We start from the raw sequence: 13,431 nt of genomic DNA on the forward strand, positions 1-13,431 counted from the left end.
GCGTTCGACCATGGAGACGGAATCTTCGCCCCGCGGTAGCGGTAGCGGGTGGTCCGCACCGCACCAGGGTTGAAAAGGACCACGTCTGTGTCGGCGGGCCACCAGCCGTCGATGGTGAATCGACGGCGTAGTTCCTTCCAGGTGGCGCCGGGGTGCTTGCGGCGTAGCCAGCGGATGACCTGACGCCAGGTGAAGGCGCGCAGATAGCCGAAGGCGATGCTGGACACCCCGGCCCGGAAGTAGGCAGTCCACCCCCGCAGTATCGAGTTCAGTCGATACAACAGGATGGCAAACGGCTGGTTGATGTTCTGCCGGCACAGCGTCTTTACTTTCGCGGTCACGGCTGTGAGGGCCTTGCGAGCCGGATAGGTATAGGAGTCGAAATGAAATAATTTGCGCGTTTCGAACCCTCCACAGGCCTGTGACCTGCGATGATGCTCTCGATCACGTATTTGTTACTTCATTACGTCCCCATAGACGTGACGCCGGTTTGTTCCTCGCTTCCGGCGGCGCTGGATGTGCCAGCCGAGGAAGTCAAGGCCCTCGTCGATGTGGGTTACCAGGGTCTTTTCCGGCGCCAGGTGCAACCCCATCGTGGACAAGACCCCAGCGATCTGCTCCCGCAGGGCTTCCGCGTCGGCTTTGCTGCCCGACACGACCAGGCACCAGTCGTCGGCGTAACGGATCAGGCGATAGTTCGCCTGGCCGTGACGGCGACGGGTGAGCCGATCATTGCGGCTCACCCCAGGCCCGCCCGGAGCCTGGGCGATGTGCTCGTCCAGGACGGCGAGCGCCACGTTGCTGAGCAACGGGGAGAGGATCGACCCTTGCGCGGTTCCGGCGTTGGTATCTCGGAGCACTCGGTCCTCGCCGAGGACCCCGCTTTGAGAAACGCCTTCACCAGGCTCAGTACCCGTTTGTCTCCGACTCGTATCCGCACCCGATCAAGCAAGGCTGGATGCGAGATCTCGTCAAAGCATGCCTTGATGTCGCCTTCCACGACCCATTCGTAGGAGCGGGCCGTGAGGTAGCGCACTTCGGCCACGGCGTCGTGAGTCCGGTGGTGCGGGCGGAACCCGTAGCTGCACGGGAGGAAATCCGCCTCGAAGATCGGCTCCAACACCAGTTTCAGGGACGCCTGGACCACCCGGTCCCGCACGGCGGCGATCCCCAGGCGGCGACGTCTCGTCGTGCCCGGTTTCGGGATCCATCGTTCCCGTGACGGCAACGGACGGAAACTACGGTCCTTTATTTCGGTCCGTAGCCGGTCGAGGAATACCTCGACCCCCACCTCGGCCTCCACGTAGTGGACGGTCTGCCCATCCACCCCGGCCGTTCGCGCGCCCCTGTTGCCCCGCACCCGATCCCACGCCACCAACAGAAACGCAGGATCCGCGACGAGGTTGCACAGATCATCAAACCGGCGATGAGGGTCATCCCCGGCCCGTCGGTGCAGCTTGGTCTGGATCTCCAGTACCCGACGCTCGGCCACGACCAGGGCGTGTTCACGTTCCTCCCCGGACAGGACCTGCTCCAGTTCGCCGATGTTCACCGGCGTACTCCTGGCCTTCCAGCCCTTCGGCTGCCGACTTGCTGGTCTCCTTCGCCCTGTAGCCGGCTTTCCCGGCCTCCGTGACGGGTCGTCACGCCCGCGACTACTACGAGACCTCCGCCCCACCCGACGCCCACAGCGGACGACGCACCTGCCCGTTCCCGTACTCGACGCACAGAGTCTGGGCGACGCCGGATGGTTCCCACGTTCACCGCATCACCGTTCGACGGACCTGGGCGTCCAGCTCTGCCCCAGCGGCATCGCCACGACTACGCCGTGGACCTTCACCGTGGCCTCCGACCGGGCGGAATCATCCCGGTGCGGAGTTCCCGCCTCAGAACCAGGTCCCGAGGCGGTGCGCGCCGCAACCCAGCCCACATCCGCCAGGTTCGAGTTGGATGGCCGATTGAGGGGCTTTACACGCTGGTTTCTCACGTACGCCTTTCCGTCTCGCTTGCCGAACCCGCCCCGTCTGGCAGTGCCGACGCGTCCCGGCGTTGTCAGGGCTGCTTCCCGCCCTCCCCGGCGTCTCCCGGATCAGGCTGCCCTCAGCTTCTGCCCGGCTGCCACGACAACCCGGCGGTGAAGGTCTCCCACCTCCACTCGGTGATGCAGCGCCTCGTGGCGCACGATGCCGTCGGCCCACAGGTAGACGTAGTCCACGCCGGCCAGGTCCCGGTTGGTGAACGCCTGATAGTCGCCGTGCCAGCTGGCGGTCAGCCGGGTCACCGTGGAGGCGGACAGGCCGGCGCCCGAGCCGAGGAACTGCTCGAGCGCGGGCACGAAGTCCCCGGAGGACAGGCCGTGCAGATAGAGCAACGGCGGCACCTCTGCGATCTTCGGGGAGCGGCGGCACCACGGCGGGAGGATCGCCGAGGAGAACCGCTGCCGTTCCCCGGTGTCCGGGTCGACACGGCGGTCGTTGACCCGCGGTGCGGTCACCTCGACCGCACCGGCGGCGGTCATCACCTGCCGCGGCTGGGCGTGGCCATTGCGGACGACCAGCCGACGGCCGCGTTCGTCACGCTGGTCGGCGAGCTCGGCGATGTAGGCGTCGACCTCGGCCTCCAACGCGGCAGCGAGCATCCGCCGGGCGCTCCCGGACGATCTATCAGCGACCGCGTCGCCGCCGGACCATCAGCGGGCGTGTCGTCTTCGAGGACTACCGTGAGCACGGGCGTGCCTCCCCGACCAAAGCGCCAACGTCGGCCTGACTAAGACCTCAACCTCGATCACCGGGAAGGTACGCCCTCCCCAGCCGATCCACAGGTCTCAACCATTGCTCTGGCTCGCCGCCTGGGACTAACTCCGCTCCACAACCCGGCACAGACGCAAGACCTCCAGGTCAGGGCAACGGACATCGGGCTCTGGAAGCTGCGCCCATGCCGTGATACCGAGACTGGTCGACCTTGACCAACCAACGGCGGAAGGTCACCAAACCTTGAAAGATAGCATCATTCACTATAGGTACAGGTCAGCCTGCCGCACAGGGGACGTAATGAAGTAACAAATACGTGATCGAGAGCATCATCGCAGGTCACAGGCCTGTGGAGGGTTCGAAACGCGCAAGTTATTTCATTTCGACTCCGCAGGATCTGTCCTGCCAATAGCTATCCTGACCGACATCCTGAGAGCGGACGGTCAGCCAACAGCATCTGTGCAGGTCAGCGACGGTGCGTCCTGGACCGTCCGCCGCTGAACCGGACGGTCCCGCCGCTCCGCTTCCCGAGTCGAGGCCGGTCAGACGGCTACGCCAGCGGGCTCCGCCACGTTCTGCGGCTCATTTGTAGCTACCGGTGTAGCAAAGGCCCGCGGCTGTCTGGGAAGTGATGCGGCGCGCTCGACCGCGAGTGCGGGCGTCGCAGGTCCTGCGGCTTCAGCGGCCCGTTCAGGTGGAGAGGTGCCGGACCTGCGTCTCGGAGCGGACGCCTGACCAGGGCATTTGTTTAACGTCGGACGCGATTGACGGGGCACTGCGGCGAGCGAGAGCCGGCTTGACCGTGCTGTCCCGAAGCGGACGGTCTGCCGGAAGTGTCGATGCAGGTCAGCGGGGGTGCGCGGGCGACCGTCCGCTGGCCAACCGCAGTCGGCGTTGCTACACCCGTTGCTACATAACGATCTACAAAAGCGGTAAACGATCTCTTCCGAGAGGTAAAACCGCAGGTCAGAAGTGGTGGGCAGGGGCGGGGTCGAACCGCCGACCTTCCGCTTTTCAGGCGGACGCTCGTACCGACTGAGCTACCTGCCCCGGGTAGTGCGACTCTCGCATGAGCCACAGCGCACTGTTAGCCCTACGAACGCGGTCCCGACGGGATTCGAACCCGCGACCTCCGCCTTGACAGGGCGGCGTGAACTCCAGGCTTCACCACGGGACCATGCCCTAGATCGATCTTCAGTTGTCGCCCTCCAGGTGCCAGTCACGGTCCCTGTCCGGATCTGGAGGTCATGCTACACGACACCGGGACCACTCGAAGGGCCGGGAGCCCAGGATCCTTGCCCAACAGTCCACGCACACGATCGCTCACGATTCGCTACGAAGACGCGACATCGGCATGAGATCTGCGGAGTCCGCGCGGCGGGCGCGGCGGCACGCCGGGCGCGCCCAGGAACGCCAGGCACGCCGCCGACCTCGAGGGAATCGAGCGAAAGGCGCGCAGCAGCACGGAGTCGATCCAGACCGCCGTTGCCGATCCCGTTCTGACCCGGGTCGAGGACGGGGTCGCCGTCGTCACCCTGAACCGGCTCGAGGTCATGAACGCGTTCACCCTGCCGATGGCCACCGCCTACGCGCAGGCCCTGCGTGCCGCGGACGCCGACCCGGAGGTCCGGTTCATCGCGGCCTCCGCCTCCGTCAACTCCGGCTTCTCCCGCCTCAGCCTGGTCGTCGAATACGGTCTGTCCTGGCATCTTCCCCGGATCATGGGCACCGCCCGGGTCTCGGACTTCCTGCTGTCCGGCCACGCCGTCAGTGCCGCCGAGGCGGCCGAGCTCGGGCTGGTCAACCAGATGATCACGGATGGCGACGTACTGGACCACGCGGTGCGCTACGCCACCGACATCGCGCGGTCCTGCTCACCGATGTCCCTGGCCGCCATCAAGGCGCGGGTCTACGGGGACCTGGAACGCAACGGGGACCTGGAACGCAGCCGCGCGGACGCGCTCACCGACGCCCTCGCCCGGATGGACACCTCCTTGCCGGCAGCCACCCCGGGCAGCCAGCGATCCCGCTGTTCCTCGATGCACAGATCGCGCAGGTATGGCCCCACGATGCTCACGACACTCAGCCCGGCGGTGCGACACTGCGGGCCTATGGGCTTGTCCGTGGCGGTTGCCGGTGTCGTCAACGTCCAGCAGACGATCCCGGTCGATGGTTTCCCCCTCGCCTACCCCCCGGTGCGCTATCTGAACCGGTCGCTGCGCCTGGAAGTCGCCGGGGTCGGCTGCAACGTCGCCCGCGGGCTCGCCGCGCTGGGCAGCGACGTGCGACTGGCGTCCCTGGTCGGGCAGGACGACGCCTATGCACAGGACTGGCTCACCCGGGCGTCGATCGTGTTCTGCTCGGCGGAGAACCTCACCGTACCCCCCGATGCCTTTGCCCGGCAGTTGCTTGCCCGGGGACCGGCACGGATCGTGGTCGTGGGTCTGGGCGCGCGGGGTTGCCTGCTGGCGGTGGCGGACCGGCCGGTGCGCGCTGTCGCGGCGGTCGCACCGCTGGGCGTGGTGGACACGACCGGCGGGGGTGATGCGCTGTTCGCCGGGTTCCTGCACTACTGGCTGGCCACCGGCGATCCCGACCGTGCCATCGACCGCGCGGTGCTTGTCGCCGGTTGGACGGTCGGTTTCCCGGGCACGGGCCACCATCCGACCGACGCCCAGATCCGTGCGCTGTATGCCGGCACCTCCGCCAAGTCCGGATGAGCTCACGCGCGGCGCGGACCGGTGTCCCGCCCGGGTGGCGTGCGACTCTCAAGCGACAGCAGCAACGGCGAGGAAACGCTCGAGCCGACGTGAAGTGATCACGATGGCACGGTATCGTCACTCACAGGTCGAGAGGCGCTGCAACGGGCCCAGGTCCGCCACGCTCGGCCCGCACCGTTCAGTAAGGGCGCCTCCCATAACCGGGAGGTGGTCTGATGGCAGGGTCCAGGTCGGTCGACGAGGTGGCCGTCCATGACGGCGCGATCGAGGCCAGCACGGCCGGGGCAAACGCGGTCGAGGCCAGCGCGGTCGAGGCCAGCACGGTCGGGGCCGGCGAGCGGGAGCTCCGGGAGCTGCTGGCCCAGCGGGTCGTCGTGCTCGACGGGGCCTGGGGCACGATGCTGCAGAACGCCGGGCTCACCCCGGCCGACTACCGCACGGAGCGGTTCCGCGACCACCCGAAGGACGTCGCCGGCGACCCGGACCTGCTGAACCTGACCCGTCCGGACGTGATCCTCGACGTGCACCGGCAGTATCTCGCGGCCGGCGCGGACATCACCACGACGAACACGTTCACCGCGACGAGCATCGGCCAGGCGGACTACGGGCTGCAGTCGCTGGTGCGGGAGATGAACCTGCGGGGCGCGCGGCTGGCCCGCCAGGCCGCGGACGAGGCCGCCCGGCAGACCGGGGGGCGCCGGTTCGTCGCCGGTTCGATCGGCCCATTGAACGTCACGCTCTCGCTGTCTCCGCGGGTGGAGGATCCGGCGTACCGGGCGGTGACCTTCGACGAGGTCCGGGCCGCCTACGCCGAGCAGATCCAGGCGTTGGCGGACGGCGGGGTCGACCTGCTGCTCATCGAGACGATCTTCGACACGCTCAACGCGAAGGCCGCGATCGCCGCCGCCCGCGAGGTCGCCCCGCGGCTGCCGCTGTGGATCTCGGTAACGATCGTCGACCTGTCCGGGCGGACGCTGTCGGGGCAGACCGTCGAGGCGTTCTGGAGCTCCATCGCCCACGCGCATCCGCTGGTCGTCGGGGTGAACTGCTCGCTCGGCGCCGAGGAGATGCGCCCGCATGTCGCCGAGCTCGCCCGGCTCGCCGACACGTTCACGGCCTCCCATCCCAACGCCGGCCTGCCGAACGCCTTCGGCGGCTACGACCAGACCCCGGACGAGGCCGGCCGGCTGATCGGCGAATTCGCCGCCGCGGGCCTGGTCAACATCGTCGGCGGCTGCTGCGGGACGACGCCGGCGCACATCGCGCGGATCGCCGCCGCCATCGCCGGCGCGGCGCCGCGCCCGGTTCCGGCCCCGCCGGCGCGCACCCGCTTCAGCGGGCTGGAGCCGTTCGAGATCGGCGAAGATACCGGCTTCGTCATGATCGGGGAGCGCACCAACGTCACCGGTTCGGCGCGGTTCCGGCGGCTGATCGAGGCCGACGACTACCAGGCCGCCGTGGACGTCGCCCTGGAGCAGGTGCGCGGCGGGGCCAACCTGCTCGACGTCAACATGGACGCCGACCTGCTCGACAGCGAGCGGGCGATGACCACGTTCCTGAACCTGCTCGCCACCGAGCCGGAGGCGGCCCGCCTGCCCATCATGGTCGACAGCTCGCGGTGGAGCGTGCTGGAGGCCGGGCTGCGCTGCGTGCAGGGCAAGGGCGTCGTCAACTCGATCAGCCTCAAGGAGGGTGAGGAGCCCTTCCTGGAGCAGACCCGGCGCATCCGCGACTACGGCGCCGGCGTGGTCGTGATGGCCTTCGACGAGCGGGGCCAGGCCGACACCGCCGAACGCAAGGTGGCGATCTGCGCCCGCGCCTACGACCTGCTCACCCAGCGGGTCGGCTTCCCGGCCGAGGACATCGTGTTCGACCCGAACGTGCTCGCCGTCGCCACCGGCATCGCCGAGCACAACGGCTACGCGAAGGCGTTCCTCGACGCGTTGCCACTGATCAAGCATCGCTGCCCGGGAGCGCGGACCAGCGGCGGCATCTCGAACCTGTCGTTCTCCTTCCGCGGCAACGACATCGTCCGCGAGGCGATGCACTCGGCGTTCCTCCTCCACGCCGTGCGCGCCGGGCTCGACATGGGCATCGTCAACGCCGGCCAGCTCGCCGTCTACCAGGACATCCCCGCCGACCTGCTCGAACTCGTCGAGGACGTGCTCTTCGACCGGCGCGACGACGCCACCGACCGGCTCGTCGCGTTCGCCGAGACCGTGAGCGGGAGCGGCACGAAGCGCACGGTGGACCTGTCCTGGCGCGAGGCGCCGGTCGAGGAGCGCCTGGCGCACGCGCTCGTGCACGGCATCGTCGACTTCATCGAGCCCGACACGGAGGAGGCCCGGGCGCGGGCGGCCCGCCCCCTCGACGTGATCGAGGGACCGCTCATGGACGGCATGAAGATCGTCGGTGATCTCTTCGGATCCGGGAAGATGTTCCTGCCGCAGGTGGTCAAGAGCGCCCGGGTGATGAAGCGCTCGGTCGCCTACCTGGAACCGTTCATGGAGGCCGAGAAGCAGCAGGCGCTGCTGGCCGGCACCGACACCGCCGGCACCGGCCGTGGCAACCGTGGCAACGGCACGGTGGTGCTCGCGACCGTCAAGGGCGACGTGCATGACATCGGCAAGAACATCGTGGGTGTGGTCCTCGGCTGCAACAACTACGAGGTCATCGACCTGGGGGTCATGGTCCCCGCCACGGTCATCCTCGACACGGCGGTGGCGGAGGGCGCCGACGCGATCGGCCTGTCCGGCCTGATCACTCCGTCCCTGGACGAGATGGTCACGGTCGCCACCGAGATGCAGCGCCGCGGGCTGAAGCTGCCCCTGCTGATCGGCGGCGCCACCACCTCGCGCCAGCACACCGCCGTCCGCATCGCCCCCGCCTACGACGCCACCACCGTCCATGTGCTGGACGCCTCCCGCGTCGTCGGCGTGGTCTCGGACCTGCTCGACGCCGACCGGGCCGGGGAGCTCGCCGTGCGTAACCGGGCGGAGCAGAAGCTCCTGCGTGAGCAGCACGAGAACCGCCAGCAGCGCCCGCTGCTCCCCCTCGCGCAGGCCCGGGCGAACCGCGAGCAGGTCACGTTCGACGACCTGCCCGTCCCCGCCTTCACCGGCGTCCGCGTCGTCACCCCGGACCTCAGCGCGCTGCGCGCGATGATCGACTGGCAGTTCTTCTTCCTTGCCTGGGAGCTGAAGGGCAAGTTCCCGGCGATCCTGGACCAGCCGGTGGCCCGCGAGCTGTACGACGAGGCGAACGTCCTGCTCGATCAGATCATTGCGGACGGTAGCCTTCAGGCCCGCGGGGCCTACGGCTTCTGGCCCGCCGTCGCGGAGGACGACGACATCCTGATCGATCTGATCGACGTCGGCGCGGTGAACAGCGCCGGCTCGCCGGGTCCGGGTGGCACGTCGGGTCAGGGTGCCACGGGGCGGCTGCGCCTGCCGATGCTGCGCCAGCAGACGGCCAAGCCCGCGGGGCGGCCGAACCGCAGCCTCGCCGACTACCTGGCCCCGGCCGGGGACCACATCGGCGGGTTCGCCGTGGCCGTCCACGGCGCCGACACGCTCGCGGCCGGCTTCGAGGCTCGGCAGGACGACTACCGGGCGATCATGGTGAAGGCCCTGGCCGACCGGCTCGCCGAGGCGTTCGCCGAGTATGTCCACCTTGAGGCGCGACGCGCCTGGTTCGAGCCGGACGCCGAGCCGTCGCTGGAGGATCTGCACGCCGAGCGATTCCGCGGCATTCGTCCCGCCTTCGGCTACCCGGCGAGCCCCGACCACAGCGAGAAGCAGGCGCTGTTCGACCTGCTGGACGCCGGGCGGGTGGGGATGGGCCTGACCGAGTCCTTCGCGATGACCCCCGCGGCCGCCGTCAGCGGGCTCATCTTCGCCCATCCGTCGTCGCGGTACTTCACCGTCGGGCGCATCGGCCGGGACCAGGTCGAAGACTACGCCCGACGGCGGGGCCTGAAGATCTCCGACGTCGAGCGATGGCTGCGCCCCAACCTCGCCTACGATCCGGACACCTCGGCCGGCTGACCTACCCGGGCCAGATCGGTCAGACCGGCAGGGATGTCCACATACAGGAAGATACCCTGCGTGTACGTTGAGTGCATGACCGTGTCGCCTAAACTGAGCGTGCCGGAGGCCTGAGAGCGGCTCACGGCGATCATCGACCAGGTTCGCGCCGACCACACGCCGGCCTGCCTCGCCCGCCGTGGCCGGCGGGTCGCGGCCGTCAAGGCCGACCTCGGGCTGGCCTGAGGTACCCGGTCGGCATCGCCCCGCATGCGCTTCGTCAGTTGCGCAAGCTCGACCCAACGGCGCGACGCCGCGTCCAAGCGGCGGCCAGGAACGGGCTTGGCCGGCCATGCCAGAAGATCGCCAGGTCGTCGCGGGCGCGGGTCGCCGCGACGAACAGCAGTGACCGGTCTCGTGCCCGTTCCTGCTGATACCTCCCTGCCCCGAGGAGCCGACATGAAGATCTGACCGCGACCGCGGCCACCCAGGGCCAACGCGACAATGACTTCAACCACTGTGCCGAGGGGGAACTGGTGTGGATCGGCCTGGTCTACGCGATCGACCGGGCGGACCCCGACGGCGGATGTGGCTGTAGGCGGTCGTTCACGGGACTGTCCTCGCACCTCGCGACGACGACGGCGATGGTTCGCGACATCGCCGAGATGAGCCGGAGCTCCTACGCCGAGGCCCTACGGGCGGGCCTCGCCGCGCAGAGGTGGCACGCCGTCGGCTCCGAATCGCTGGCCGACGAGCTGACCCGGCTCGTCGACGGCTGGCCGGCAGGCGCCGTCGTGGAACGCAGGCTGGACATCGTCACCGTGCGCGAATGGACCATCCCGTAGCCAGCCTCAGCCCCACCGGTACCGTCATACGGCCCGGCCCGTGCTGGCCGGCCCGTGCTGGCCGGTCTTCCCGCCGCCGTGATGGGGACCTGGTACGCACAGCCGCGGCACAGCGGGCGCACAGTGCGGGCAAAGACTGTCCCGCCATGGTGAAGGCACAGGATCAGTCGATCTCAAGGAGAGCGCATGGCGGACTACCAGCGGGACGGCCGGAGGCCGACGTACGAGGGGCGTCCCCTGCCCCGGCCCGAGGAGGAGGCCGTCGACCAGGGACTGGGCTTCGACCTCGGCACGCTGCTGAGCCGGCGACGGATGCTGACCTTTCTCGGCCTCGGTGTCGCGACGGCGGGCCTGACAGCCTGCGGGACAGGCGGGGCCGAAGCCTCGGGATCGTCCGGCTCCACCGCGTCGCCCAGCACGTCATCATCCGCCTCGACCAGCGGGGCGTCCGGGGAGATCCCCCAGGAGACGGCTAGCCCCTACCCGGGCGACGGTTCCAACGGGCCGGACGTGCTCGAGCAGAGCGGCGTGGTCCGCAGCGACATCCGGTCCAGCTTCGGGGGAGCCACCGGCACCGCCGAAGGCGTCCCCATGACGCTGGAGCTGACCATCACCGACCTCGCCGGCGGCGTCCCCTTCTCGGGAGTGGCCGTCTACGTGTGGCACTGTGACCGCGAAGGCCGCTACTCGATGTACACCAACGGCATCACCGACCAGAACTACCTGCGCGGCGTCCAGATCGCCGACAAGGCCGGGAAGGTGCGCTTCACCAGCATCTTCCCGGCCTGCTACAGCGGACGCTGGCCACACATCCACTTCGAGGTCTACCCCGACCAGGCCAGCATCACCGACGCCACCAAAGCGATCGCCACGTCCCAGGTCGCCCTGCCGAAGAACGTCTGCGACCAGGTCTACGCGCAGCAGGGCTACGAGGCGTCGATCGCGAACCTGTCGCAGGTCAGTCTCGACAGCGACAACGTCTTCGGGGACGACGACGGCGCCCGCCAGCTCGCCACCGTGGCCGGCAACGTCACCAGCGGCTACACGGTCTCCCTCGCCGTCGGCGTCGACACCACGACCACCCCGTCCAGCGGCCAGCCCGCCGGTGCCCCGGCGGCCAGCCACCGTCCGGCGCGCCCGGCGGGCGGCCACCGGGTGCGCCGAGCTGACCCACACGACGCCTCGGGAGGACACCCCGTCGTCACGGCCAACCCCCTCCGGTTCACGGAGTCGAACGCGACGATCCCGGTGGTCGAGCAGGTCCCCGGGGGCTCGGGGGACTGGACAGGTGCGTGGGTGCACAATGGCGCTCTCGACCTCGGGGCGACTCACGCATCGTGGGTCGGGGAAATCGTGGGTTGGGGGAAGGAGAGCCGCGATGTCCGTGCCGGAGGTGCCAGCGCCGGACGAGCTGGTGATCAGCGCGGAGGCTCCGGAGCCTGTTCGGGACGACCTCGGCATTGAGTTCACCGTCGAGTCCGACGTGGATGTCGCCCATCCGCTCGTGACGATCGGTGATTCGCTCACCCATGGCTTCCAGAATCTGGCGGTCCGCAACACCGACCGGTCGTGGCCGGCTCTACTGGCCGAGGCGATGGGGGTGACGCCGTTTCGCTATCCGATCTATCCCGGGCCGGATGGCTGCGCCGGCCTCCCCCTCAACATGGAGGAGTTGCTGCGCCACGCGGACACCATTACCAAGGGCCGGCCGCTACCGGCGCACGCGCTACGCCTGATAGTCACGCTGTACACCCAGGCGCGGGGGGTGCAACGCTACTGGGACTTCGGCCCGGGCCGGCTCCCCGTCGAGCAGGCGGAATTCAACCACAATCTCGCGATCTACGGCTGGGATGTCCGCGACGCACTCTCGAAGAACGTCGGCTGGTGCCAGGAACAGCTGGCCGAGCACCCCGCCCGCCGGTCCTGGAATCCGCGCAGGCTCCTGGTCCAGAACGACGGGCCGATCGCTGCCCTGCGCACCCTGGCCGGCCCCAGCGACCCGGGTACCACCCAGCTGACGGCGGCGCAGCAACTCGGTGCCGAGGGCGTCGGCACGCTCGTGGTCGCCCTCGGGGCTAACAACGCGCTGTCCAGCGTTCTGGGGCTACGGCTGGCCTGGAGCGGAGACGACTTCGCCGACCTGAACGGGAAGAACGCCTACACGGTATGGCGCCCCGCCCACTTCCAGCAGGAGTACGACCAGCTCGTCACCGAAATCGAAAAGGTGGGAGCCCAGCATGTCGTGCTGGTCACCGTCCCCCACGTCACCGTCGCACCGCTCGCCCGCGGGGTCGGCGACAAGCCGGAAGGCTCGCGATACTTCGCCCGCTACACCTACGCCTGGATCAGCGACGACCAGTTCGACACTGCCGACCCCTGCCTGACCGGGACGCAGTGCCGGCAGATCGACAGCGCCATCGACATGTACAACCAAGTCATCATCGAGCACGTCAGGGCGCACCGGCAGGCCGGTGACGACTGGCGGGTCTTCGACCTGTGCGCCCTGCTGGACCGGCTCGCCTACCGCCGCTATCTCGACGACCCGACCACCCGGCCGAGTTGGTGGAACCGGTACGGCCCCTATCCGTTACCCCAGGCGCTCCGCGAGCTGCACCCCCGGCCCGACACCCGGTTCTTCCTCTCCGACGCCCGGGGCCGCACCCAGGGAGGTCTTATCGCGCTCGACGGCGTCCACCCCACCAGCATCGGCTACGGCATCATGGCCAGCGAAATGCTCGCGATCCTGGCCCGCGCGAACGTGCCCGGAGCCGTAGGCGCCACCATCGACTTTGCTGATCTCCTACGTCGGGACACCCTGCTCAGCAACCCGCCCGCCAGCCTCGGCGGCAACTTCCGCACCCTCGGCTGGCTACAGCACCGGCTTCAGCTGTTCGCCGCACTCACCGAACTCTGGTAAACACCGAATTCTAGTAAAAACCGAATTCTGGTAAACCGAGCTCTGGTAGACCCGGCCCCTTTGCGCTGGACCGCGAATGCTATTCAGCCGATCATTCCGCACAACCCTGCTGGTTATCGCTCTTCCCAGGGGGGTCCGCCGGAGAGTAGGGCGGCGCGCTGCCAGATGAGCAAA

The 13,431-nt window shown here is 68.9% G+C and carries 7 protein-coding genes, 2 tRNA genes and 2 pseudogenes; 5 read left to right on the plus strand and 6 right to left on the minus strand.

Annotation, left to right across the window (positions count from 1 at the left end; all coding sequences use genetic code 11):
- The 6 genes and pseudogenes from AC08OQ_RS10790 to AC08OQ_RS10815 form a co-directional block, all read right to left on the minus strand.
- Positions 1-341, minus strand: a 341-nt coding sequence (locus tag AC08OQ_RS10790; RefSeq protein WP_476612020.1) for a group II intron maturase-specific domain-containing protein, incomplete at its 3' end; no start/stop codon positions are given.
- A 114-nt stretch (positions 342-455) separates the two neighbouring features.
- Positions 456-797: a reverse transcriptase domain-containing protein gene (locus tag AC08OQ_RS10795; RefSeq protein ID WP_476612021.1), complete on the minus strand. Its 342-nt coding sequence runs from the start codon at positions 795-797 to the stop codon at positions 456-458.
- Positions 740-1,552: a reverse transcriptase domain-containing protein gene (locus AC08OQ_RS10800; RefSeq protein ID WP_476600604.1), complete on the minus strand. Its 813-nt coding sequence runs from the start codon at positions 1,550-1,552 to the stop codon at positions 740-742. Before AC08OQ_RS10800 ends, AC08OQ_RS10795 begins: the two co-directional genes overlap by 58 nt.
- Before the next feature lie 630 nt (positions 1,553-2,182).
- Positions 2,183-2,727 (minus strand): annotated as a pseudogene (locus tag AC08OQ_RS10805) (transposase); the annotation flags it as partial.
- A 996-nt stretch (positions 2,728-3,723) separates the two neighbouring features.
- Positions 3,724-3,800 (minus strand) — tRNA-Phe (locus AC08OQ_RS10810).
- A gap of 52 nt (positions 3,801-3,852) precedes the next feature.
- Positions 3,853-3,927 (minus strand) — tRNA-Asp (locus AC08OQ_RS10815).
- A 376-nt stretch (positions 3,928-4,303) separates the two neighbouring features.
- On the opposite strand from AC08OQ_RS10815, the gene AC08OQ_RS10820 reads away from it, so the two are divergent.
- The 5 genes and pseudogenes from AC08OQ_RS10820 (at position 4,304) to AC08OQ_RS10840 (ending at position 13,257) form a co-directional block, all read left to right on the plus strand.
- Positions 4,304-5,470, plus strand: coding sequence for a PfkB family carbohydrate kinase (locus AC08OQ_RS10820; protein WP_476600606.1), 1,167 nt, complete (start codon positions 4,304-4,306; stop codon positions 5,468-5,470).
- A gap of 215 nt (positions 5,471-5,685) precedes the next feature.
- Entirely contained in the window at positions 5,686-9,516 is a 3,831-nt protein-coding gene (metH, locus tag AC08OQ_RS10825; RefSeq protein WP_476600608.1) for a methionine synthase, read from the plus strand.
- Between the two features lie 446 nt (positions 9,517-9,962).
- Complete coding sequence (locus AC08OQ_RS10830; protein WP_476600612.1) at positions 9,963-10,340, plus strand: DUF7715 family protein; 378 nt, start codon at positions 9,963-9,965, stop codon at positions 10,338-10,340.
- Positions 10,341-10,526: 186 nt separating this feature from the next.
- A pseudogene (locus tag AC08OQ_RS10835) lies at positions 10,527-11,509 on the plus strand (intradiol ring-cleavage dioxygenase).
- A 209-nt stretch (positions 11,510-11,718) separates the two neighbouring features.
- On the plus strand, positions 11,719-13,257 hold the full coding sequence (locus AC08OQ_RS10840; protein WP_476600610.1) for a hypothetical protein: 1,539 nt from the start codon (positions 11,719-11,721) through the stop codon (positions 13,255-13,257).
- Positions 13,258-13,431 lie beyond the last annotated feature (174 nt).

This window comes from Frankia sp. CcCS3 (assembly GCF_977927575.1).

Bases quoted from the DNA above. Each gene is read 5' to 3' on its own strand.
- metH (WP_476600608.1), top strand. From the start codon at position 5,686: ATGGCAGGGTCCAGGTCGGTCGACGAGGTGGCCGTCCATGACGGCGCG.
- AC08OQ_RS10840 (WP_476600610.1), top strand. From the start codon at position 11,719: ATGTCCGTGCCGGAGGTGCCAGCGCCGGACGAGCTGGTGATCAGCGCG.
- AC08OQ_RS10820 (WP_476600606.1), top strand. From the start codon at position 4,304: ATGAACGCGTTCACCCTGCCGATGGCCACCGCCTACGCGCAGGCCCTG.